Origin of the sequence: Actinoplanes sp. NPDC051470, assembly GCF_040682035.1 — a bacterium.
Lineage (GTDB): Bacteria > Actinomycetota > Actinomycetes > Mycobacteriales > Micromonosporaceae > Actinoplanes.
Genome location: NZ_JBFBAA010000001.1, coordinates 325888 through 348591, shown reverse-complemented (window position 1 = coordinate 348591; position 22704 = coordinate 325888). Strand labels below are relative to the sequence as shown.

At 71.9% G+C, this 22704-nt stretch carries 22 protein-coding genes; 8 read left to right on the top strand and 14 right to left on the bottom strand.

The annotated features are described in order from the left end of the window. Position 1: 1 nt before the first annotated feature. Positions 2-1267: a translation initiation factor 2 gene (locus tag AB0M54_RS01670; protein ID WP_364468571.1), complete on the bottom strand. Its 1266-nt coding sequence runs from the start codon at positions 1265-1267 to the stop codon at positions 2-4. 169 nt (positions 1268-1436) lie between these two features. Continuing rightward, positions 1437-2267, bottom strand: coding sequence for a fused MFS/spermidine synthase (locus tag AB0M54_RS01665; protein WP_364468569.1), 831 nt, complete (start codon positions 2265-2267; stop codon positions 1437-1439). A gap of 33 nt (positions 2268-2300) precedes the next feature. Here AB0M54_RS01665 and AB0M54_RS01660 point away from each other — a divergent pair, with 33 nt between their 5' ends. Continuing rightward, on the top strand, positions 2301-3434 hold the full coding sequence (locus AB0M54_RS01660) for an MFS transporter (protein WP_364468567.1): 1134 nt from the start codon (positions 2301-2303) through the stop codon (positions 3432-3434). 10 nt (positions 3435-3444) lie between these two features. Then, a complete protein-coding gene (gene pepN / locus AB0M54_RS01655) occupies positions 3445-5865 on the top strand; it encodes an aminopeptidase N (RefSeq protein WP_364468565.1) in 2421 nt (806 codons plus the stop codon). A gap of 95 nt (positions 5866-5960) precedes the next feature. Here pepN and AB0M54_RS01650 read toward each other — a convergent pair whose 3' ends face one another. After that, a complete protein-coding gene (locus tag AB0M54_RS01650; protein WP_364468563.1) occupies positions 5961-7169 on the bottom strand; it encodes a TerC family protein in 1209 nt (402 codons plus the stop codon). A 10-nt stretch (positions 7170-7179) separates the two neighbouring features. Continuing rightward, a complete protein-coding gene (locus AB0M54_RS01645) occupies positions 7180-7947 on the bottom strand; it encodes a pentapeptide repeat-containing protein (RefSeq protein WP_364468561.1) in 768 nt (255 codons plus the stop codon). Positions 7948-8098: 151 nt separating this feature from the next. On the opposite strand from AB0M54_RS01645, the gene AB0M54_RS01640 reads away from it, so the two are divergent. Then, positions 8099-9265 (top strand): lamin tail domain-containing protein, encoded by a 1167-nt coding sequence (locus AB0M54_RS01640; RefSeq protein ID WP_364468559.1) that lies wholly within the window; start codon positions 8099-8101, stop codon positions 9263-9265. A 132-nt stretch (positions 9266-9397) separates the two neighbouring features. Here AB0M54_RS01640 and AB0M54_RS01635 read toward each other — a convergent pair whose 3' ends face one another. Then, a complete protein-coding gene (locus tag AB0M54_RS01635; protein ID WP_364468557.1) occupies positions 9398-10366 on the bottom strand; it encodes an anti-sigma factor RsbA family regulatory protein in 969 nt (322 codons plus the stop codon). Positions 10367-10544: 178 nt separating this feature from the next. Between AB0M54_RS01635 and AB0M54_RS01630 the strand changes: the two genes are divergently transcribed. After that, entirely contained in the window at positions 10545-10919 is a 375-nt protein-coding gene (locus AB0M54_RS01630; RefSeq protein WP_364314488.1) for a hypothetical protein, read from the top strand. On the opposite strand, the gene AB0M54_RS01625 is transcribed toward AB0M54_RS01630, so the two are convergent. Together AB0M54_RS01625 and AB0M54_RS01620 are read right to left on the bottom strand one after the other, a co-directional pair. Then, positions 10916-11095 (bottom strand): antitoxin, encoded by a 180-nt coding sequence (locus AB0M54_RS01625; protein WP_364314491.1) that lies wholly within the window; start codon positions 11093-11095, stop codon positions 10916-10918. The two genes, AB0M54_RS01630 and AB0M54_RS01625, sit on opposite strands and share 4 nt — an antisense overlap. Further along, positions 11092-12987 carry a 4-alpha-glucanotransferase gene (locus tag AB0M54_RS01620; protein WP_364468555.1) on the bottom strand — a complete coding sequence of 632 codons (1896 nt, stop codon included), beginning with the start codon at positions 12985-12987 and terminating at the stop codon, positions 11092-11094. Before AB0M54_RS01620 ends, AB0M54_RS01625 begins: the two co-directional genes overlap by 4 nt. A 46-nt stretch (positions 12988-13033) precedes the next feature. On the opposite strand from AB0M54_RS01620, the gene AB0M54_RS01615 reads away from it, so the two are divergent. Then, positions 13034-13279: a hypothetical protein gene (locus AB0M54_RS01615; RefSeq protein WP_364314496.1), complete on the top strand. Its 246-nt coding sequence runs from the start codon at positions 13034-13036 to the stop codon at positions 13277-13279. Positions 13280-13329: 50 nt separating this feature from the next. Then, positions 13330-14541, top strand: a complete 1212-nt coding sequence (locus tag AB0M54_RS01610; protein WP_364468553.1) for a chitosanase — start codon at positions 13330-13332, stop codon at positions 14539-14541. Position 14542: 1 nt separating this feature from the next. Here the strand turns inward: AB0M54_RS01610 and AB0M54_RS01605 are convergent, their stop codons facing one another. From AB0M54_RS01605 to AB0M54_RS01595, 3 genes are all read right to left on the bottom strand, one after another. Further along, a complete protein-coding gene (locus tag AB0M54_RS01605) occupies positions 14543-15772 on the bottom strand; it encodes a family 16 glycosylhydrolase (RefSeq protein WP_364468551.1) in 1230 nt (409 codons plus the stop codon). A 92-nt stretch (positions 15773-15864) separates the two neighbouring features. Further along, positions 15865-16869 carry a carbohydrate-binding protein gene (locus AB0M54_RS01600; RefSeq protein WP_364468549.1) on the bottom strand — a complete coding sequence of 335 codons (1005 nt, stop codon included), beginning with the start codon at positions 16867-16869 and terminating at the stop codon, positions 15865-15867. 101 nt (positions 16870-16970) lie between these two features. Next, the gene (locus AB0M54_RS01595) at positions 16971-17381 is read right to left on the bottom strand and encodes an ATP-binding protein (protein WP_364469170.1); all 411 of its coding nucleotides are present in this window, start codon (positions 17379-17381) and stop codon (positions 16971-16973) included. Positions 17382-17435: 54 nt separating this feature from the next. Between AB0M54_RS01595 and AB0M54_RS01590 the strand changes: the two genes are divergently transcribed. Beyond that, complete coding sequence (locus tag AB0M54_RS01590; RefSeq protein ID WP_364314505.1) at positions 17436-18563, top strand: DUF5931 domain-containing protein; 1128 nt, start codon at positions 17436-17438, stop codon at positions 18561-18563. A 16-nt stretch (positions 18564-18579) separates the two neighbouring features. After that, positions 18580-19212 (top strand): response regulator transcription factor, encoded by a 633-nt coding sequence (locus AB0M54_RS01585; RefSeq protein ID WP_364317075.1) that lies wholly within the window; start codon positions 18580-18582, stop codon positions 19210-19212. 7 nt (positions 19213-19219) lie between these two features. On the opposite strand, the gene AB0M54_RS01580 is transcribed toward AB0M54_RS01585, so the two are convergent. The 4 genes from AB0M54_RS01580 to hisN all read right to left on the bottom strand — a co-directional run bounded on the left by AB0M54_RS01580 (position 19220) and on the right by hisN (position 22436). Further along, positions 19220-19777 carry a DUF5709 domain-containing protein gene (locus AB0M54_RS01580; protein ID WP_364314508.1) on the bottom strand — a complete coding sequence of 186 codons (558 nt, stop codon included), beginning with the start codon at positions 19775-19777 and terminating at the stop codon, positions 19220-19222. A gap of 9 nt (positions 19778-19786) precedes the next feature. Next, positions 19787-20530 carry an ATP-binding protein gene (locus tag AB0M54_RS01575; protein ID WP_364314511.1) on the bottom strand — a complete coding sequence of 248 codons (744 nt, stop codon included), beginning with the start codon at positions 20528-20530 and terminating at the stop codon, positions 19787-19789. A gap of 147 nt (positions 20531-20677) precedes the next feature. After that, a complete protein-coding gene (locus AB0M54_RS01570; protein ID WP_364317078.1) occupies positions 20678-21547 on the bottom strand; it encodes a hypothetical protein in 870 nt (289 codons plus the stop codon). Between the two features lie 88 nt (positions 21548-21635). Then, positions 21636-22436, bottom strand: a complete 801-nt coding sequence (gene hisN / locus AB0M54_RS01565) for a histidinol-phosphatase (RefSeq protein ID WP_364314514.1) — start codon at positions 22434-22436, stop codon at positions 21636-21638. Positions 22437-22704 lie beyond the last annotated feature (268 nt).

The window sequence follows — 22704 nt, the reverse complement described above, 5'->3', positions numbered from 1 at the left end:
GTCAGCGGTCGCGGTTGCCGCGGCCGGTGATCCCGGGCTCCTGGTCGGGGGCGCGGCGGGAGCCGATGCGGCCCCGGCCGGAGTTGGCGGCCATCCGCGCGGCGGTGCGGCGCATCGACTCGGCGCGGGCCGCGAGGTTGGTGGTCGGCAGGTCACCGAGATTCCGCGCGGGCGCCTCGCCGGAGCGGGGCTCGGAATGCAGCGGCATCCGCAGCGGCAACTCGATCACGACGGCGGTCGGCCCGTCGTCATCCGGCTCCGACACTGATTCCGGCGACGAAGGCAAAGACGCGGGCGAAGGCGCAGGCGCGGGCGACGAAGAAGGCGCAGGCGGCGGAACGGCGGAGCTGACCATGTTCGCCACCCGGGCGGCCAGGTCGGCGGCCCGCGAGGCGATGTCGGGCTCGACGAGCTGAGCCTCCTGCTCGGCCCGCTCGGCCATGATCGCCCGAGCCGCGTCGGCGGCCCGGCCGGGACGATAGTTGATCAGGCGGGTGCTCTCGGCGCGGTCGAGCAGCGTCGGCTCGGGCGCCGCGGCCGGACGGTTGACCAGCAGCGAGCCCAGGATCGAGACGGTCTGACCCTCGCCACCCTGGTGATTGCGGAACTCGGGCCCGATCAGCAGCCGCGACAGCATGCGGACCTGGTTGGCGTCGATGCCCAGCCTGCCCGCGTTGTCGATGCGGAAGCGGGTGATCGACTGGCGGATCATGTTGGCCACCCGATCGGCGTCGCCGGCCGTGGCCAGGTCGCCGCCCGCGAAGACCAGCGCCGGGAACGAGCCGTCGGCACCGCCGCAGACCAGCTGGATCTGGGTGGCCGCCGCGCCGCGGTCGTCGCTGCGGGCGCCCGGCTGCACACGAAGATGTTGGGGCCAGAGCCAGCGCAGTTCGCCCGAGCGGACCCGCTCGCCGTCCTGGGGACGGTGCGCGTAGATCACGCGGCGGTCGGTGACCAGCACGTCGGTGGCCTCGGGCAGGGTCCACCGGGGCATCGAGGCGGCCTCGTCGAACGCGTATTCCGCCACGCCGCAGCGCCCGCGCCACATCGGCCGCTCGCCGCCCTCAAGGGGCCCGACCACCTCGTCGCCGGCCGAGAAGCCGGCCGGCCCGGCCGAGGAACCGGCGGAACCGGAGGAGCCGGCGCCGGCAGACGCGGCCGAGGAACCGGCCGAGGAGTCGGCATCGGCCCAGGAGGAGGCCGGCACAGCCGAGGAGGAGGACAGGAAGTGCTGTTCGAACATGCGCACGCCTCCCGTCGGCGCCACGATCCGGATCGTCGTGGCCGCATCGATTACATCGGTGCGACATCGACGACGACAAGTCCGCGCGCCGGTATTTCGCGTGTTGGCGGATAGATGACACTTGAGGACTGGCGAACTGGCACTTTCGGACGATAAAGTCCGCGCCTCCCGGCTGATCCGGCGCGTGAAGCGGTCAGGGACGGACGCTGAACAGTCCCGCCGGAGGCTCGGGGGAGGCGACCGCGTCCGCATCGGTCATCGCGGCGGCGCCACCGGCAAATCGGTCCAGATCAGACTCCACGCGTCCCGGGAACCAATCGCCCGCCGCGCGCCGGGACAGCGCGGCCACCGGCGGCGGGGTCGTCCCGGCCACCACGACCAGGTTGCCGAAGCGGCGGCCGCGCAGCACCCCGGCGTCCGCGATCAGGCAGGCCTCGGGCAGCGCGGTCCGGATCGTGGCGACCTGGGCCCGGGCGTGCCGCAGCGGCGGCCCGTCGGCGATGTTGGCGATCAGGAAACCGGCGCCCAGCACCCGGGCCACCTCGGCGAAGAACTCGGCCGAGGCCAGGTGGGCCGGGGTGCGGGCGCCGGCGAAGACGTCCAGCACGATCACGTCGTACCCGCCGCTGGTGGCCCCGCCGACGACCTCGCGCGCGTCGGCGACGCGTACCCGGATCTTGGCCTTGGTGTCCCAGGGAAGCTCGCGCCGCACCAGCTCGACCAGGTCGCCGTCGATCTCCACCACCCGCTGCGGCGAACCGGGCCGCGTCGCGGCCAGGTAGCGCGGCAGCGTCAGCGCGCCGCCGCCCAGGTGCAGCGCGCGCAGCGGTTGCCCGGGCGGGGCCAGCAGGTCGAGCGCGGTGGCCATCCGGCGGACGTACTCGAAATCCAGGTGGGTCGGGTCGGCGAGGTCGACGTACGACTGCGGGGTGCCGTCGATGCGCAACGTCCACGACGAGGACCGGTCCGGGTCGGCCACCAGCTCGGCTCGACCCGACCTGATCACCTGTTGTCGTCGGGGCATCGGGTAAGTATCGGTCAGCTCTACCGTGATCTGATGTTGACCCGGGCCCGAGTGGCCACCTCGATCATGTTCGCCGTGCACGGCTCGGTGACCGGCACGTTCGCGGCCCGCCTGCCGTGGATCGCCGACCACGTCGGTGTCGAGGTCGGCGGCCTGGGTGTGGCGCTGCTGATGCCCGGTGTCGGCGCGCTGCTGGCCATGCCGTTGTCCGGGCGGCTGGTCCACCGGTACGACCTGCGGACGCTGACCCGGCTCCTGATGCTGTGCTGGTGCCTGGCGCTGGTGCCGACGGCGCTGGCCGGCTCGCTGCCCCTGCTGTGCGCGGCCCTGGTCCTGTACGGCGCGACCGCCGGCGTGGCCGACGTCGCCATGAACGCGCACGCCGTGGTGGTCGAGGAGCGTCTCGGCCGGTCGGTGATGTCCGGCTTCCACGGATTCTGGAGCCTGGGCGGGCTGGCCGGCTCGTCGGTCGCCGCGCTGGCCGCGAAGTTCGGCGTGGACGGCCGGGTGCACTTCGCCGCCGCGGCCGCCGTGCTGTGCGTGATCGCCGCGGTCGGGGCGACCGGGCTGCTGCCGCACCGCCCCGAGCCGGAGGTCGACGAGCCGCCGGCCTTCGCGCTGCCGTCCCGGGCGGTGCTGCCGATCGGGCTGGTCGGCCTGTGCGCGGTGTTCGCCGAGGCGGCCGGACTGGACTGGTCGGCCCTGTACGTGCGGAACCTGCTCGACGGCTCGGCCAGCACCGCCGCGCTGACCGTGGCCATCTTCTCGGTGGCCATGGCGCTGACCCGGTTCGCCGGGGACGCGGTGGTGCGGCAGCTCGGCGCGGCCCTGACCGTACGGATCGCCGCGGGCTGCGCGCTGGCCGGTGCGGTCGTCGTGGTGCTGGCCCGGGTGCCGGTCGTCGCCATCGTCGGGTTCGGGCTGGTCGGGGTGGGCATCGCGGTGGTGGTGCCGCTGGTCTTCGCGGCGGCCGGCCGGCTCGATGATCAGCCGGGGCGCAACATCGCCGGGGTGGCCGGCATCGCGTACGGAAGCAGTCTGATCGCACCCGGCGTGCTCGGCGGCATCGCCCACCTCTCGTCCCTGACGATCTCGTTCATCCTGGTCGCGATCCTGCTCGCGGCCATGGGCGCAGCCGCGGGGGCGCTGCGCGCCCGCAACGCCTAGGGTGGGGCGGGTGAGCGTGAAGAGCCTGACCCAGACCGAAGCCGAGGAGCGCGCCGCGCTGCTCGCCGTGGAGCGGTACGACATCGCGGTGGACCTCACCGACCTGCCGACCGGCCCACGGGTCCGCAGCAGGTCGACGATCACGTTCACGTGCACGACCCCGGGCGCCGAGTCGTTCGTGGACGCCGCCGCGACCGTGGTCCGGGCCACCCTGAACGGCCGCGAGCTGGGCCCCGCCGCCGACGGCCGGCTGCCGCTGCCCGGGCTGGCCGCGAGCAACACGCTGGTGGTCGAGTGTGAGCAGCCGGACACCCAGGACGGCGCCGGCGTGCACAAGGCGGTCGACCCGGGCGACGGCGAGGTCTACCTCTGGATGTCGTTCGAGCCGGACGAGGCCCGCTGGGTGTGGGCCTGCTTCGACCAGCCCGACCTGAAGGCGCCCCACGCGTTCACCGTCACCGCGCCGGCCGGCTGGACGGTGACCAGCAACTCGGGCCACGCCCAGGTCAGCGCGTCCGGGTCGTCGCAGGTGTGGGCGTTCCCGGCCACGCCGCCGCTGTCGCCGTACAACACCGTGATCAACGCCGGGCCGTTCTACGAGCTGCGGCGTCAGATCGACGGGTACGACCTGGGCCTGTACTGCCGCCGGTCGTTGGCCGCGGTGCTCGACCGGGACGCCGACAAGCTGTTCACGGTGACCGAGCAGGGCCTGCGCTTCTACGGCGAGCAGTTCGGCATGCCGTTCCCGCAGCCGCGCTACGACCAGGTCTTCATGCCCGAGTTCGGCGGCGCGATGGAGAACTACGGCTGCGTGACCTGGGCCGACACCTTCCTGCGGCGGGCCGAGCCGACCCCCGCCGAGGACGAGCTGCTGGCCAAGGTGCTGCTGCACGAGATGGCCCACATGTGGTTCGGCAACATCGTGACCATGCGCTGGTGGAACGACCTGTGGCTGAACGAGGCGTTCGCCGAGTTCGCCTGCAACTGGTCGGCGGCCGAGGCCACCGCGTACACCGACGCCTGGGCCGGGCATCTCGCCGACGACAAGCTCGACGCGTACGTCGCCGACCAGGGCCCCACCTCGCACCCGATCCACCAGCGGATCACCAACGTGGCCGAGGCCGCGTCGATCTTCGACGCGATCACCTACCCCAAGGGCGCGTCGGTGCTCCGCCAGCTCCAGGTCTACGTCGGTGAAGAGGCGTTCCGCGTCGGCATGACGGCATACTTCGCGCGTTTCGCCTGGCAGAACACCACCCTGCAAGACCTGATCGACGAGCTGGCCGCGGTCAGCGGCAAAGACCTCAACGCCTGGCGGGACGGCTGGCTGTCGCTCGCCGGCACCGACCGGCTGACCCTGGTGTCGGCCGGCGACCAGATGGTGCTCGAAGGTCGGGGTCCGGCCGGCCCGCCGCGCCCGCAGGTGCTCGCGGTCAGCGCCTACCAGAAGCAAGATCAGGCTTTGGTACGCACCAAGCGCGCGCTGGTCGAGGTGCAGTCCGAGCGGACCCCCGTCGACCTGCCCGTGGGCGCCGACTTCTACCTGGTCAACGACGACGACCTGACGTTCGCGACGACCCGCCCCGCGGCCCCCGAGATGGCCGCCGCGCTGCCGACCGCCATCGCCCGCGGGGTGGCCGTGGCGACCCTGTGGGACGCCCTGGTCACCGGCGAGGCGACCGCCGCCGAAACCGCCGCCGGCCTGGTCTCGGTGCTCGACGTGGAGACCGCGCCCGCGGTGATCGAGCCCTACCTGCTGCTGGCCGGCGACGTGGCCGAGTACTGGTCGCCGCCCGCGGCCCGGGAGGCGATCGCGGCCGAGGTGGCCGACGTCTGCCGCCGCCTCGCCGCCCAGCCCGGCAAGAGGCGGATCGCGCTCCGGACCCTGGCCCGGGTCACCACCGACGCCGACGCCCTGCTCGAGGCGGCCGGCGACGACGTCGACCTGCGCTGGCGGGCGCTGATCAAGATGTCCGAGCTCGGCGCCGACACGTCGGTCCTGGTCGCCGACCTGCTGTCCCGCGACACCGACCCCGACGCCAAGTACCGCGCGCTGACCGTGCGGGCGGCGGCGCCCGACGCGGCGGCCAAGGCCGAGATCTGGCAGGCCCTGGCCCTCGACCGCACCGTGCCGATCGGCGCCACGAACGCGGTGACCACCGCCTTCTGGCGCCCCGGCCAGGACGAGGTGCTCACGCCGTACGCCGACAAGTATTTGACCTTGCTTCCCGCCCTGCACCGCAGCGGCATGATCGTGGCGATGCACTACACCCGCCGCCTGTTCCCGGTCTTCACCAGCGACGAGGCCTACCTGACCCGGGCGCGCGAGGCGGCGTCCGGTGACGTCGCGCCGGTGGTGCGAAAGAGCTTGATCGAGCGCGCGGACCAGATCTCCCGCATGCTCCGCACCCGCTCCCTGACCAAGGCCTGACGTCGACATCGAGGGCTCCGAGCTCCGCCTCCTAGAGTCGTCGGACGAGCGCGAGCCGGCCGGCGTGTGACGGACGGCCGGCGTGTGACGGACCGCTAGCGAGCCGGGACGAAGCAGCGGCCGTCGGCGACGCGCTCGTCGTGGGCCTCGTGCGCCTCGTGGAGCAGTTCCATCAGCTCCTGCTCCTGGCGGACGCGCAGACGGTATTTCGGTGGGAGCTGGCGGATGTTCTCCTCCTCGGTGAGGAGCTTGTGGTAGATCTCGTCGCAGTACGCCGGGTCCTGCTCGATGTTCAGGAACTCCCTGGCGTGGCGGCGGGCCGCCGACACGTACGTCTGGGCCCGGCCCTTGGGGCTGAGCAGTGACGCCACCACCGTGACGACCAGGACGGCGACGATGAAGCCGAGGGACGCGCCGGTGCTGATCTCGACCACATCGATGTGCTCGCCACCGTTGATGAACGGCACGTTGTTCTCGTGCATGGCGTGCAGGACCAGCTTGACGCCGATGAACGCGAGGATCGCGGCCAGCCCGTAGGACAGGAAGACCAGGCGGTCGAGCAGGCCCTCCAGCAGGAAGTAGAGCTGGCGCAGGCCGAGCAGCGAGAACGCGGTGGCTGTGAAGACCAGGTAGACGTCCTGGGTGAGGCCGAAAATGGCCGGGATCGAGTCGAGCGCGAACAGCAGGTCGGTGCCGCCGATCGCCACCATGACCAGCAGCATCGGGGTCATCACCCGCTTGCCGTCCTGGAGGGTGAAGAGCTTGTCGCCGTCGTAGGTGTCGGAGGTGCGCAGGAAGCGCCGGGCGACCCGGATGATCAGGTTGTCGGCCGAGCGTTCCTCCCCGTCGTCCTTGTTCCTCAGCAGGTTGCCCGCGGTGACCAGCAGGATCAACCCGAACGCGTAGAACACCCAGGCGAACGAGTTGATCAGCGCCGCGCCCAGGAAGATGAACCCGGTCCGGGCGATCAGCGAGAACACGATGCCGAAGAGCAGCACCTTCTGCTGGTCGGCGCGCGGCACCTTGAAGCTGCCGAGCAGGATCAGGAAGACGAACAGGTTGTCGACCGAGAGCATCGCCTCGGTCACCCAGCCGGCGAAGTACTGCGCGCCGTGGTCGGGTCCGGCGAAGATCAGGACGCCGAGCCCGAAGAGCACGGCGATGCCGATGTAGATCGACGACCAGATGGCCGCTTCCTTGATCGAGGGGATGTGCGCGCGGCGGACGTGGAAGACGAAATCGAAGAGCATGAGCCCGGCGATAGCGACCACAGTCAGCACCCAGACCAGCCCGGACACCTGCATGAGCCCCATGCTAGGGGGAAACAGCGGTCCGCGCCGAGCGCAGTTGCGAGGCGGTCAGGAACAGCGCGCCGCGAAGATCAGCTTCGCGCAGGTCGGCACCCCGGAGATCGGCGCCGGTGAAATCGGCCCTCCGCAGATTCGCCCCCCGAAGATCGGCGCCGATCAGCCGCGCGCCCCGGAAGTTGGCGCCGCGCAGGTCCATTCCGCGCATCCGGCGGCCGATCAGGTCGGCGCCGCGATGGTCGGGTCGTGGCCCGGCGCCGGCTCGGGCCAGCTCACTCGCCCGTTGCAGCAGCGGGTTCACCCGGCGCCGGTGCGCGTCCAGGTCGAGGGCGGCGAGCTCCGCCGGCGTACCCATGGTCAACTGCTCGGTCTGGTCGAGCGCTGCGCGCAGCTTGTCGTGTACGCGCGCGGCGGCGTCCAGCTCGAGCGCCTCGGTGACGTACCAGAGCAGCTCGTGCAGCTGCCGCATCACGGGCAGGGTGGCGAACATCGCCCCGGCCAGCTCGGGCGCCGACCGCCAGTCGCGGCCGCCGAAGGTGTGCTGCGTCACCTGCTGACCGGCGCCGAAGCAGTCGAACACCACGCACCCGCGGAAGCCCCGATCGGTCAGCTGCTGGTGGATGCCGCACCGGAAGTCGTCGGCCAGGTTGGGGCAGGGCCGGCCGGCCGGCTTGTCGATCGCGAAGTCGGATGACCTCGCGAACGCCGGCGCAACACAGCAGAGTCCCGCACATCGGGCGCAATCGGCCACGAGTTCTACCGGCTTTGAGGGCATGAGTCCAGGTTTAGCATTTAACGCTCCGTACTGTCGATCCGGTTGCAACACCTAGTACGACCAGCTAAAAAGGCTGGCCGCCCCGGATGATCAATACACAGGGTAGTTACTCATAGGCTCGCGGCATCGACCCGAGCGATGGAGATCTGTGATGCGCGTACGTTCACCGCGGCTGGTTGCCGCGCTGGCGGCGGCGGGGATCGGGCTGGGCAGCGCGCTGCTCGGCGCCGGCCCCGCGATGGCCGCCACCGTGCCGACCTTGACCGGCCCGGCGAGTGTGGTCGGCTGGAACTGGGCAACCCTGCACGGCAAGGCCGACCCGGGCGCCACCATCCGGTTGCGGGAGGCCGCCTACGTCTACCGCGACGACATGTACTACTCGGAGGCGTTCTTCCCGGAGGACGTCGTCACCGCGACGGCCGACGCGAACGGCGACTTCACCCTGCGCCGCCGGCTCGACTCCGGCTTCGTGTTCGTCGCCGAGGCCAACAACACGGTCGCGCTGCGTTCGGCGCCGCTGTACGTCGGCATCGTGCCGAAGCCGACCCTCGAGCTGAGCGTCTCCGGCACCAACGTGTCGGTGCGCGTCGTGTCCGAGCCGGGCCAGGCGTTCCTGCCGGTCAAGATCCAGCGGCAGTCGGGCAGCACCTGGCAGACGCTGGTCGAGGGCCAGACCGAGACCGAGGGCGTCTACCAGACCGTGCTGACCGGTCAGAGCGGCGCGCAGAACTACCGCGCCTCGGTCGGCCCGGACGACGCCAACCGGGTCCTGGTCGGCAACTCGGTGGTGGTGGGCATCAACGGCGGCCAGCCCAACCCGCCCACCGACCCGACCACGCCGCCGACGACGCCCACCAAGCCGCCGACGACCACCCCGACCAAGCCGCCGACGACCTCGCCGACCAAGCCGCCGGTGAAGCCGGCGCCGGCTCCGCTCGTGGTCAAGCCCGGTGACGTGCGCTTCTCGCTGATCGTCTTCGACCCGGCGGGCAAGGACACCACGAGCAAGCTGAACCAGGAGTACTTCCGGATCACCAACTACACCTCCAAGACCTTCAACCTGAAGTACTGGACGGTGAAGGACCGGGCCGGGAACACCTATCGGTTCACCACGGACTTCTACCTGCGCGGGAAGAAGAACGTGTACATACCGACCGGCAAGGGCACGAACGGCAGGCCCTCGAACTACCGGTACTGGGGCCGTAAGGGCTTCATCTGGGACAACGGCGGCGATTCGGCCTACCTCCGGACCGGCACCAGCAAGCTGATCGACAGCTGCCGGTACACGAAGAACAGCAAGGGCAAGACCTACTGCTGATCGGGTACGGCACACCAGCACCGGCCTCTCGGGTTCCCCCCAACCCGAGGGGCCGGTTCGTCGTTGGCGCTGCTCCACACGTTGGCGCTGCTCCACCGTTGGCGCGGGCGAAGCTGTCCGCGCCGGGCGAAACTATCGGCGCAGGGCGAACCGGGCCCGCGTGACCCCGCCCGCGGTGGTGACCGAGAGCGCGTCGCAGATCTGGCCGACCAGCCACAGGCCCATGCCGCCGACCACGCCGGGCACCGGGGGCAGGTAGCCGGCCAGCGGGCCCGGCGGGTGTGGCCCGTCGTCGGCGACCTCGCACACCACCGCGCCCGGGTTGAGCCAGACGCGCAGCTCGCGGTGGGCGCCGCCGTGCCGGATGCCGTTGGTGGCGAGCTCGCTCAGGGCCAGGATCAGCACCTCGACCCGGTCGGGCGGGAGCCAGCCCTCGGCGGTGGCCCGGTTGCGCAGGTGGGCGCGCAGGTCGGCGACCGAGTCGGCGATCGGCACCTCGACCAGGGGCTCGCCGGTGGCCGGGTAGGGCGGCTCCTCGATGGTGGCCAGCAGGGTGCGGGGCTCGACGAACTCGTCGCTGCGGGTCCAGCCGCCGTCGTAGAGGACGTGGTGGGTGCGGCGGGCGGCCTCGATCAGCTCGGGCGCCAGGGCGCTGCGGTCGTACGGGCACAGCAGGTGCCCGTTGAGGCCGGCCAGGGAAGCGTTCGTCGCGGACTCCGCGCGTACCCACGAGGGATCTTGACCTTGGAAGTCGATCTCGTTGATCAGCCGGGCCGACGGGCGCCCCGCGGTGGCCGCCGTGCGGAGCAGCCGGGACCACACGCCGATCGAGCGGACCGGCCGGATGTGCCAGTCTTCGGTCGGCTGGAAGCGCACCTGGCCGGCGTCGGCGCCGAGAGCCTCGCGCACCAGGGCGACCCGGTCGGCGCCGGCGGCCATCGCGATGGCGTCGCCGTGCTCCACCCCCTCGCGGATGAAGCGCACGAGGAAGTCGCGGTAGTCGTCGGGGGAGTCGTACAGAAAGGCCGAATGCGAGAAGCGCATCGTCGAAGCGGCCGGCTCAGAGGGCCACGTGACATGGATGGATGTCTCGTTGCGCACGTCCGGCACCTCCGCGCGACAACCGTAGCATCGGCTTGGGGCGGATCGCCGCCGGCGACCGATGCGGGTGAATACCACCTGGCTTTCGCCAAAACGGTCATCGTGCCCGGATCGTCCCGCCACACTGGCCACACGGGACCCGTCGGCCACGGACGGGACGGACAGGAGGGGTGCCACCGTGTCGGGCTCTAGCAGTGTGCTGGCCGAGTTCACCGGGCGTCCCCTCGGGCCGCCACCGGCCGACGCGATGGCCGAGATCCTGGCCGCGGCGGCCGCCGAGCACAGCCGCTCCCGGCCCGCGCTGCGGATCCGCCGGCACGACTCGGACGAGGGACCCGCGTACTGGCGCTGGGACTGCGTCCGCTGCGGCGAATACGGCGGCGGCCGGCATCACCCGGACGCGATCACCCGGGCCCTGCGGCACTGCGGCGAGCACCCGGAGCACCGGTCGTCGCTGCTGCCGCCGACCCGGTGCCGCGAGCGCTCGGCGCAGCCCGTGGCCCACCCGATGTTGTTCGCGGTCGACGACGACCCGCCGCCGCCACCCCTCTAGGGGCGGGTGTCGCCCTCGCCGGTGCGCTTCTGCGCCTCGTCGACGCCGCGGTCGATCTGGCCCGAGTACTTGTGGCCGGTCCGCTTGTCGACCTCGTCGCCGACCTTCTCCAGCACCTGGTCGACCTGCTTGTCGTGCTTGTCGGCGAATTCCTTGGCCTTGTCCAGGAAGCTCATCTCGCACCCTTTTTCGCGCTCAGCACGCCGGCGATCCGCCGGACGCGTGGGTCCACCACGATCTGCTCCAGGCTAGTGGTGATCGGCATCCGCCAGTTCGGGTACTCGTCCGTGGTCCCGGGAAGGTTCGGCTGGTCCAGCACCCCCAGCACGTCGTAGAGCGACGCGGTCACCAACCGGCACGGCGTACGCGCCAGGAACTCGTGCATGGCCACCACGATCTCCTCCGAGCTGCTGTCCGGGGTGATCAGGCCTTCCTTGGTCAGCGCCAGCAGCAACTGCGCCCGGTCGGCGTCGGCCGCGCGCTGCTCGTCCTCGACCGTGCCGGCCAGCTGGCCCAGCCGCGCGCGGACCCGGACCTGCTCGCCGGTCAGGAAGCCGGCCGCGGTCGGCAGGTCGTGGGTGGAGACGCTGGCCAGGGCGTTGCGCGGATAGTCCTCGGCCGGCACGAAGACGCTGTCCGGGTCGTCCCAGTCCCGGGTGAACCAGAGGACCGCCGAACCCAGCATGTTCATCCGTTCGAGGCCCTCGGTGACCGCCGGCTGCACGGTACCGAGGTCCTCGCCGATCACCACGGCGCCGGCCCGGTGCGCCTCCAGCGCCAGGATGCCGAGCATCGCCTCGGGGTCGTAGTGCACGTAGGTGCCCTCGGCCGGGCCCAGGCCCGGCGGCACCCACCACAGCCGCCACAGCCCGGCCACGTGGTCGACCCGCAGCCCGCCGGCGTGCCGGAAGATCCGCCGCAGCATGTCCCGGTAGGCCGCGTAGCCGGTTTCGATCAGCCGGTCGGGCCGCCACGCGGCCAGGCCCCAGTCCTGCCCGAGCTGGTTGAACGCGTCCGGCGGGGCCCCGGCGTGCACCCCGGCGGCCAGCACGTCCTGGAGCAGCCAGCCGTCGGCGCCGTTCGGGTCGATGCCCACGGCCAGGTCGAGCACCACCCCGACCGGCATGCCGGCGGCCGCCCGGTTGGCCGCTTCCAGTTGTTCCTCGACCAGGCGCTGGACCCAGATGTGGAAGGCGACCCGGTCCTCGTCGGGTCGGCCGGGGTCGGCCGGCCAGGTCGGCCAGTTCGGGCCGTGCCGTTCGGCCAGCGCGCAGAACTCGGCGAACTCGGTGAGCCCCGGATCGGCGTCCCGATCGACCTGGCCTTTCCCGGGGAAGAGGAGTTCGAGGGCGGCCCGTTTGGCCTCCCACACCGCGGTGTAGTCGATCAGCTCGGTGTCGGCCGGCCGTAGGGCGTCAACCTGTGCCTTGACGGCCGGGCTAGCCGACTTGTATTGGTTTATGTCGGAAATGCGCAGGTAGAGCGGATTGGCGAACCGGCGGCTGGACGGCGAGTACGGCGAGGCCGGCACCGGCGTGGTCGGGGTGATCGCGTGCAGCGGGTTGAGCAGGACCAGGCCCGCGCCGTGGCTGTTCTCGATGAACGTCCGCAGGTCGCCGAGGTCGCCCATGCCCCAGGAGCCGGCCGACCGCAGCGCGTACAGCTGGAGCATCCAGCCCCAGGTCTCCGGCGGCTCGGGCAGCTCGACCGGCACCACGACCAGCGTGACCTCGCGGTCGCCGTGGCGCAGCCGGTGCCAGCCCAGCGGCAGGTCGGCCGGGACCGCGGTGACCTCCCGGACGGCGCCGTCCTCGCAGGTGATCCGGGACGGGCCGGGCAGCGGGCGGGTCGTGCCCTCCCGCACCACCACGGTGCCCGGGAGGTCCTGCTTGGCCGGGACTGCGGCCAGCGCGGCCCGCACCGCCGCCGGGGTGCTCGCGTCCACGCCGAGCAGGCCCAGAACCCCGATCACCGACTCGGGGGCGACCTCGCGTTCTTCGCGGTGCCAGTCCTCGTACGAGGTGGCCACCCCATGCGCCGCGGCGAGCGCGCTCAGATCCACATCCATGCCCCCAGCCTCTCAGCCATTGCCCCGATGGGTCACGATGGGTCGCATGTCCACAGCTCTGAAGTGGTGGTCGCGGGCTTCCGCCGCGGTCACCGGTCTCGTTCTGACCCTGGTCATCCCGGTGCACGCGTGGGCGGCAAGCACCGGCGTGGCCGATGTCGCCGTCGAGGCGGCCAAGTCGCGCCGGGGGCGCGGCGGCTTCCTCCCGATCATCGGCGGCCTCTGCTGCCTGCTCGTGGTGGGCGGTGTCATCCTGGCCATCGTCCTCATCTCCCGGCGTCGCAAGCGCTGATTTCCCGCTTTCTCCGCGAACCCGGGCGCGGCCGACCTAGCGTGGAAGGCGTGGCGATCAGGGCGGGGGCAGTGGCGTTCGGCACCGGTGTGGCCGCGCTGCTGACCGTCCCGCTGGTCGTCACGGTCACCGCGGACGCCGCCAGCGACATGGCGCTCTCCCCGGGCCGCGGGGTGATGGCCTCGGCCGGATCCGGCGCGGCGGCCGCGGTCGACGGAGACCTCGGCACCGCCTGGACCACGCCGGCCGTGCTCGGCAGTCAATGGCTGCGGATCGATCTGGGTGCGCCGCTCCGGGTGGTGCGGGCCCGCCTGACCTGGGACAAGGCGTACGCCTCGGCGTACCGCGTACAGATCTCCGCCGACGCCGCGTCCTGGACCGATCTGGCCGTGGCCGGCGACGGTGACGGCGGCACCGACGATCTCAAGCAGCTCGGCGGCGCCGGCCGCTACGTCCGGGTCCTCGCGCTCCGCGGCGGCGGTTCCGGCTTCGCGTTGCGCGAGTTCCAGGTGTACGGGCCCGGTCCGGCCGTCCCGGCCCGCGCCGAGTCCGGCATCAACCCGGCCGCGCCGCTGACCGACGTGAAGCCCAAGGAGATCGCCCAGCAGCTGGTCTCGTCGGCCGAGAACTCGTCGCTGAACTGGCGTGGCCAGTACGGCTACCTCGAGGACATCGGCGACGGCCGCGGCTACACCGGCGGGCTGGTCGGCTTCACCTCGGGCACCTCGGACATGCTCGCGCTGGTCGAGGAGTACACCCGCCGGAAGCCGGACAACCTGCTCGCCCGCTATCTGCCCGCCCTGCGTGCGGTCGACGGCTCGGACTCGCACGCCGGCCTGGACCCGGGTTACCCGGGGGCCTGGAAGAAGGCCGGCACCGACCCGGTGTTCCAGAAGACCCAGGAGGACGAGCGGGACCGGATGTACTTCGGCCCGGCCGTCACGATGGCCCGCGCCGACGGGCTCCGCGCCCTGGGCCAGTTCGCCTACTACGACGCGGCGGTCATGCACGGGATGTCCGGCCTGCGGGGCATCCGCGAGGCCGCGACGGCCAAGGCGAAGACGCCCAAGCAGGGCGGCGACGAGATCACCTGGCTGAACGCCTTCCTCGACGCCCGGGTGCGGGCCATGAAGACGGAAGAGGCGCACAGCGACACCACCCGGGTGGAGACCGCTCAGCGCCTCTTCCTCAAGTCGAGCAACCTCGACCTGAACACGCCGCTGACGTGGAAGGTCTACGGCGACCGCTTCTCGGTCAAGTAGCTCAGGTCCGCGTCCACTTCTGGTTGGTGGTGCCGGCGCAGTCCCAGAGCTGGAGCTGCGCGCCGTTCCCGCTGTTCCAGTCCTTGACGTCGACGCACCGGTTGGCCGAGACGTTCACCAGGTCGCCGGCACCGGACAGGGTGAACCGCTGCACCGGGTTGCCGTTGCAGGTGACCAGCTGGATCGGGGTGCCGTTGGCGAGCGCGCCGCCGGCCGGGTCCATGCACTTGCCCATCGCCCGCAGCGTGCCGTCGCCGTTGAACGACCACTGCTGGGCGTTGCTGCCGTTGCAGTCGTAGAGCTGGAGCCGGGCGCCGTCGACCGGGTTGGCGGCCGGGATGTCGATGCACCGGTTGCTGAAGTTCGACCGCAGGCCGCCGGTCGGGGACGGGGTGCCGCCGTCGGTCCAGGCCGAGACGCGGACCCAGTCGACCAGCATGGTCTGCGGGAACACCGTGCTGGCGTCCGGGTAGCCCGGCCAGTAGCCGCCGACCGCCACGTTCAGGATCATGAAGAACGGGTGGTTGAAGACCCACTGGTTGCCGTTGATGTTGGACGGGGTGATCCGGAAGAACTCCGAGTTGTCCAGGTACCAGACGATCAGGTTGGGTGACCACTCGACCGCGTACTGGTGGAAGGCGTCGGCCAGTGGCGCGCCGATGGTGCGGCCGCCGCCGATGCCGCCGGCGCCGGAGTAGCCCGGGCCGTGCACGGTGCCGTGCACCGTGTTGGGCTCGAAGCCGACGTTCTCCATGATGTCGATCTCGCCGTCGGCCGGCCAGTTGCCGCCGCCCAGCATCCAGAAGGCGGGCCAGATGCCCTGACCCCGGGGAATCTTGAGGCGGGCCTCGAAGCGGCCGTAGGCCTGGGAGAACTTGTCCGCGGTCAGGATCCGGCCCGAGGTGTACTCGCAGCGCCCGTAGTGGCACTGGTAGTTGTTCGGGTTCTCCTGGCGCGCGGTGATCGCCAGGTTGCCCTGACCGTCGTGCACCACGTTGCTGGTCGAGTTGGTGTAGTACTCGCGTTCGTTGTTGCCCCAGCCGCCGCCACCGATGTCGAACTTCCACTTCGACTGGTCCAGCGGCGTGCCGGCCGGTTGGTTGAACTCGTCCTGCCAGGTGATGGGCCCGACGGCGGCGTCGGCGACATCGTTGCGTGAGGTCGCTACCAGTCCGCCCGTGAGTGTGACCGCCACGGTCGCGACGGCGAGCAAGAGCCTTGTCCTGCGCATGGGGATCCTCCGGGGAGAGGTGCCGTTAACTTTTAGTAGTCTTTATAGATTGACCACCATCAGTCAAGACAGCTCGGTTCCGGAACCACCTTCTACTGCGCCTTGAACAGCTCCGGGATGGCCGTGGGCTCCCAGCCGGGCAGCGAGGTGTGGGTCGACAGCACCTCGTACGTGACGCCCTTGAACTCGACCTTGGTGCCGGCCGTGTAGAGGTGGAACGGCTCCCAGGCCTCCGCGGCCGGGGGCTGCTCGGCCGGGGGCTGCTCGGCCGGGGGCTGCTCGGCCGGCGGTTCTTCAGCCGGCGGTTCTTCGGCCGGCGGGGCGCTGGGCTCCTCCGAGGCTGGGGGCTCTTCCTCCTCGGGCGCGGCCGTCGAGACCCGCACGAAGTCGACCAGCATCCGCCGCGCGGTCCGGTCGCGGTCGACCTCGCCCGCGGTCACCTCGAGGGCCACCGCGAACGGCTCGTCCAGGTCGGTCTTGGTGCGCAGGAACTCCCGGTCGTCGATCGTCCAGATGACCTCGCCGAACGACCAGGTCACCGCGTACGAGTGGAAGTCGGCCGCGAGCGAATGCTCCGACTCCAGCTGCCCGTCGACGTCGGCGCCGAACGACCCGCGCAGCACCTTGGAGCGGTTGCCCCGGTTGTCCATGACGTCGAGCCGGGAGTCGTCGGCCCCGAGCATCCGGAAGACCGAGCGCACCGATTCGCCGTCGGCGACCCGGACCCGCGCCTCGACCTTGCCCGCCGCGGCCTGGAAGGTCTGCTTGGTCTGCACGCCCGCGTCGGCGGACCGGTCCCGCCGGCCGGGCCGCGCGAAGATCGCCACGTTGCCGTCGCCGTCCAGGCGCACGCCCTGGCCGTCGGCCGACCACTTCGCCGCGTCGGGGTCGTCGCCGCGGGCGCCGTCGAACTCGTCGGCGAACACCGGGACGAGGGTCGGGGTCGACTGGGCCGCGTCGGCCCGGTCGAATCGGGTGGGCAGCCAGACGGCGGTCGCGAGCCCGGTCGCCGCGACCGCCAGCGTCACCACGGAACGTGTGCGCAGGGTTCGAGACGGAGCGGAGTGGCGGGCGACGAATCGACGATCGCGTTGCATGGGACGAAGGTCCTCCTTGTCGGCGGCCTCCTGTAAAGGCAGAAGAACTTTCGGATATTGCCGGGCCGGGCGCAAGCTCGCCTCTGATACTTAAAGATTCCTTAAGAAGACCGGGTCGAGACGCGAACCCTCGTCCCTTCTGGACTCGTGTTCAGCCGCAGGTCATCGGTCAGTTCGGCGGCCAGCCAGAGCCCCCGGCCGCCCGGTTCGTCGGCCCGCGGGCGATGGGGGTGATTAAGCGTCGGTTCAGAGATGCCGGGCCCTCGATCGGAGACCTCGCAGACCACCGACCCGGTCTCCCGCCACAACGCAACGTGACCGTGCCCGCCGCCGTGGCGTACCGCGTTGGTCAGCAACTCGTTCACCGCGACCACAAAATCGTCCAGCCGTGACCCGCTGAGACCGGCCCGTCCGGCACAGGACGCGACGGCGTGCCGCAGGCCGGTCACCCGGTCGCGGTCGAAGGCCTCCGACAGGAGGATCTCGGCGCCGATGCGTCGACCGTATTCCAGCGCTGATCATTCCGCAGGACACGGGGCCCACCGCCGGTGTGGGAAGGTCGGCGGGTGAGCGTCGCGGAAAGACGGCCGAGCAGCCCGCTGACGCCGCTCTGGCGGGCCATCGCGGTGTTCCGGATCGCGGCGCTGGTCTACGTCGCCGTGCTGGTGGTGAACGACGTCCCCGAGTACGCGCGGCCGATGCTCGCCTGGCCCGTCCTGGGCGTGATGGCGACGTGGACGATCGTCACCACCTACGCGTACGCCGACCGCACCCGGCGCCGCCCGCCCCTGCTCACCGCCGACCTGCTGATCACCATGGCCGTGCTGGCGGTCAGCTTCTGGGTGGTCGGGCGCCCGGCCCTGGCGGACGGCACCGCCACGCTGGCCGTGGCCTGGCAGACCGCGCCGGTGCTGGCCTGGACGGTCGCCCGGGGCCGCCGGGCCGGCATCGTCGCCGCGCTCGCCATGGGCGCCGTCGACCTGCTGATCCGCGCCCGCAGCAACCAGGCCACCACGGGCACGGTGCTGATGGTGCTGGCCGCGTTCGCGGTCGGCTACCTGGTGCGCCTGACCGAGGAGTCGCACGCCCGGCTCCAGCGGGCGGTCGAACTGGAGGCGGCCACCCGGGAGCGGGAACGGCTGGCCCGGGACATCCACGACTCGGTGCTGCAGGTGCTGGCGCTGGTGAAGCGGCGCGGGGCGGGACTGGACGGCGAGGCCGGCGAGCTGGCCCGGCTGGCCGGGGAGCAGGAGGTCGCGCTGCGGGCGCTGGTCGTCGGCCCGTCCACCGGCCCGGCCGGCGAGGTCGACCTGATGACGCTGCTCGCCGGGCACGCCTCGACGACCGTGTCGGTGGCGGCGCCGGCCGGGGCGGTGCTGCTGCCCGGGAACGTGGCCCGGGAGGTGGCCGGGGCGGTCGCCGCCGCGCTGGACAACGTGACCCGGCACTGCCCGCCCGGCACCAAGGCGTGGGTCCTGGTCGAGGACGAGCCGGACGCGGTGACGGTCAGCGTGCGCGACGACGGCCGCGGGATCGGGCCGGCGCGGCTGGCCGAGGCCGAGGCGCAGGGCCGCCTGGGGGTCGCGCAGTCGATCAAAGGCCGGGTGGCGGCCCTGGGCGGGCGGGCGTCGGTGCAGAGCGGCCCGGCCGGCACCGAGGTGGAGCTGGTGGTCCCGCGTGCCCAACTACCCTGATCACGTGGTGCGAGTGATGGTGGTGGACGACCACCCGATGTGGCGCGAGGGCGTCAGCCGCGACCTGACCGCGGCCGGGTACGAGGTGGTGGCCACGACCGGCGAGGGCCGGCAGGCGGTGCGCATCGCCGCCGCGGCGCGGCCCGACGTCGTGGTGCTCGACCTCCAACTGCCGGACATCTCCGGGGTCGAGGTGATCAACGGGCTGCTGGCGGCCGTTCCCGGCGTACGCGTGCTGATGCTGTCCGCGTCCGGCGAGCAGCAAAGCGTCCTGGACGCGGTGAAGGCCGGCGCCGGCGGCTACCTGCTCAAGTCGGCGGCCCTGGACGAGTTCCTGGACGCGGTGGCCCGGACCGCGGCCGGCGGCACCGTCTTCACGCCCGGGCTGGCCGGGCTGGTGCTCGGCGAGTTCCGTCGGCTGGCCGGGGAGCCGCCCGCGCCGGCCGGCCCGAGCGCCCCGAAGCTGACCGAACGCGAGACCGAGGTGCTGCGCCTGGTCGCCAAGGGGCTCTCGTACCGGCAGATCGCCGAGCGGCTGGTCCTGAGCCACCGCACGGTGCAGAACCACGTGCAGAACACGCTGGGCAAGCTCCAGCTGCACAACCGCGTGGAACTCACCCGCTACGCGATCGAGCAGGGCCTCGACTAGACCCTGCCTACTCGTAGGCCGGCGGGCGGGTCTCGTGCATCGCCAGTTCCTCGGCCGAGGCTCCGCCACCGGCGGCGCCCGCGTCGTACGCGACGCTGTCTTCCTCGTTGTCGAAGCCGCCGCCCTCGTCCGGGGCGACCAGGCGGCCCACCGTGGCCGGGTCGTCGTCGTCGAGCTGGCCGTCGTCGTAGAGGGAGACCTCCGAGTTCGGGTCCGAGGTCGGGCCGGCGCCCCACTCGTCGGCGAGCCGGTTGCGCTCCTCGGAGCTGTCCACGGTCTCGTCGTTCGGGTCGCGGCGCGCCGGGATCGGGTCTTCGGCGCCGACGTCCGGCTCCTCCTGGCGCAGCCGCCGGTCGAGCCCCTCGCCCTGCCGGGCCTCCTCGGCGGTGTCACCGAAGCGGTTCGAGCCGCCCGGGCCCACGCCGGCCAGCGCGGCCGGGTCGGCGCCATCGGCCCAGCGGGGGCTGTTGACCTCGTCGTACGCGCTCGAGTCGTCGTCCGCGGTGTCCGGCAGTCCGGAGGCCTCGGGATCGGTCACCTCGGCCGGGTAGTCGTTGTCTCGCATGAGCGAAACCTACCCCCGCGGAGCGTCCGGTATGCGTTCCGCGGCCTCCGACAGCTGGGCCCAGACGATCTTGCCGTGGGGCAGGGCCAGGCTGCCCCAGCGGTCGGCGACCGCGTCGATCAGCAGCAGGCCGCGACCGCCGTACGAGGTGGGCGCCACCGGCCCGGTGAACCGCGGCGTGTGGCCGGACCGGTCGCGGACCGCCACCCGGATCGTCCGGCCCTGCCGGGACAGCAGCACGGTCATCGGGGTGCGAGCATGCGCCACCACGTTGTTGACCATCTCGGTGACGACGATGGTGGCCGAGTCGGCCAGGTCGGCGCAGCCCCAGCCCGTGCACGCGGCGGTGACCAGCTCGCGGGCCCGGCGGGCGGCGCCGGTCACCGGCTCCAGGTCGAGCTCGCGGCGGTCGTCCGGGTGGGCCGGGCCCAGCGTGTCGAGGGCGTCACCCCGGTCGGCGTAGAGCGGCAGCCCGGTGTCGGCCCAGCCGTCGGCGCCGTTCACGGCCAGCACCATCCGGGTGGCCGGCCAGGCGGCGTTCTCGGCGGCGACCTCGGTCAGCACTCCGGCCGACCCGGCGTCGGCCGGTCGCAGGCGCTCGACGTCGACCACCAGGGCCTCGGGCTGCCCGGCCAGCACGTCGATCAGCGCCGAGCGGACTGCCGGGGCGGCGGCCGGATCGAGCACCCCGGAGAGCCGGATCACCGGAAATGTCTGATCGGTGTCCACCAGGTGTGCAACCTCGCTCGGCATGATCGCTCCATTGTGCATAGGGCCGCTCTTCCCCGCCTATTCGGAGCAAGGACCCCATGACCGATTAGTACCGAATGTGAGTTATGGGCCAATCGTGCGGTAAAGGGGTGAACGCCATGCTCATGCCAATACCCGCTGAGCGTGACCTCATACACGCGAACGGAGCTCAGCGCGAGCTACGCGAGCTTCCTTCACCTTCACCGCCGGGGCGGTGGCGTGGTGGTGCTGCGGTTCGGCGTACCTGGTCAGGCCGATCACCGAGGCCAGCGTGGCCACGAAGCCGACACCGGCCAGCCACTCGCGACCAGGGAAGATCTGGTCGCCGAGCAGGAGCAGGCCGACGATCGCCGCCGGCACCGCGCCCGCCGCGTCCATCGCCGCCACCGCCGCCGTGGTCGACCCGCGCTGCATCGCCAGGCCGAGCAGCAACTGCCCGATGATCGAGTGTGCGATGAGGAGGTAGAGCAGCGGGTTGGAGCAGAACCCGCCGACCGAATGCTCGCCGGCCAGCGGGCGGGCGGCGATCGCGGCCGCCGAGAACGCGATCCCGGCCAGCGACCCGAGAACCACCGATCCCATCGCGCCGTGCAGGCGTACCGCGAAGAAGCCCAGCGCCGCGATCACCGCGATCGCGACGGCCAGCCCGACCACCCCCGCGGTCCCCATCGGCCGCGAGTGTGCCGGCTGGGCCGACAGGACCAGCGCGGTGATGCCGCAGAGCAGCAGCGCGAGCAGGCCGATCTCGGCCCGGGGCAGGCTCCACTTGAGGATCACCACGCCGAGCAGAGCGGTCACACCCAGCCCGGCCGCCACGCTGGCCTGCACCAGGAACAGCGGCAGGTCGCGGCGGGCCAGGAAGGCGAAGACGAAGCCGAGCACCTGGCAGCCGAGGCCGAGCAGGTAGGTGCGGTGGCCGGCCAGCCGGAGCAGCAGACCCGGGTCGAAGGTGTGGTGCACGGTGGTGCGGGCGATCGCCTTGGACTGCAGAAGGTTGGCAACCCCGTACGCCGCGATCATCGCGGCGAGGAAGAACCAGCCCGGGGACACCACGGGAGCGAGGATAGACCAGCCGGGTAGCGGGTAGGCCGCGTCCCGTGGACCCGGCCTATCCGTCCTTCCGGTGCGTCAGGCGCCCGAGCAGCTCATCGTGCAGCAGACCGTTGGTGGCGATCGCGCTGCCGCCGCCCGGCCCGCCGGCGCCGTCCAGGTCGGTGAACCGCCCGCCCGCCTCGGAGACGATCGGGATCAGCGCGGCGACGTCCCACAGCGACAGCTCTGGCTCGACCATCGCGTCCACGGCGCCCTCGGCCAGCAGCATGTAGCCGTAGAAGTCGCCGTAGGCCCGGCTCCGCCACACCTGCAGGATGATCTCCAGCATCGGGTCGAGGCGGCCGCTCTCGGCCCAGCCGGACAGGCTGGAGTAGCAGAAGCTGGCGTCGGCCATCCGGTTCACCTTGGAGACGGCCAGCCGGGTGGCGGCGCGCTGGTGCTTCCCCGCGTACGCGCCGTGACCGACCGCGCCCCACCAGCGTCGTCCCAGGGCCGGCGCCGAGACCAGCCCGGCGACCGGCACATCACCCTCCATCAGGGCGATCAGGGTGCCCCAGATGGGCACGCCGCGGACGAAGTTCTTGGTGCCGTCGATCGGGTCGATCACCCACTGTCGCGTTCCCTTGGCCGGGGAGGTCACGCCGTACTCCTCGCCGAGCACGCCGTCGCGCGGGCGGGCGCGGGCCAGCGTGGCGCGGATCGCCTTCTCGACCGCGGTGTCGGCGTCGGAGACCGGGGTCAGGTCGGGCTTGGACTCCACCCGCAGGTCGAGCGCGCGGAACCGGGCCATCGAGATCGAGTCGGCCGTGTCGGCGAGCAGGTGGGCGAGCGCGAGATCATCGGCATAACCGGCCATTCAGGGAGATACCTTTCAAGATCAAATTCTTGTCGCGCCTTGGTGGGTGGTGCTGACCGCTGCTCCCGCCGAGGTCGCCTCGCCTTCGGCGACGGCTCGGCCTGAGTGAGTGGTCACCCTTCTTCTTCTGTCAGCCCCGAGCCGGCGGGCTCACCCGCTCGCGTCTTCCTCGGTCAGCCCCGAGCCGGCGGGCTCACCCGCTCGCGTCTTCCTCGGTCAGCCCCGAGCCGGCGGGCTCACCCGCTCGCGTCTTCCTCGGTCAGCCCCG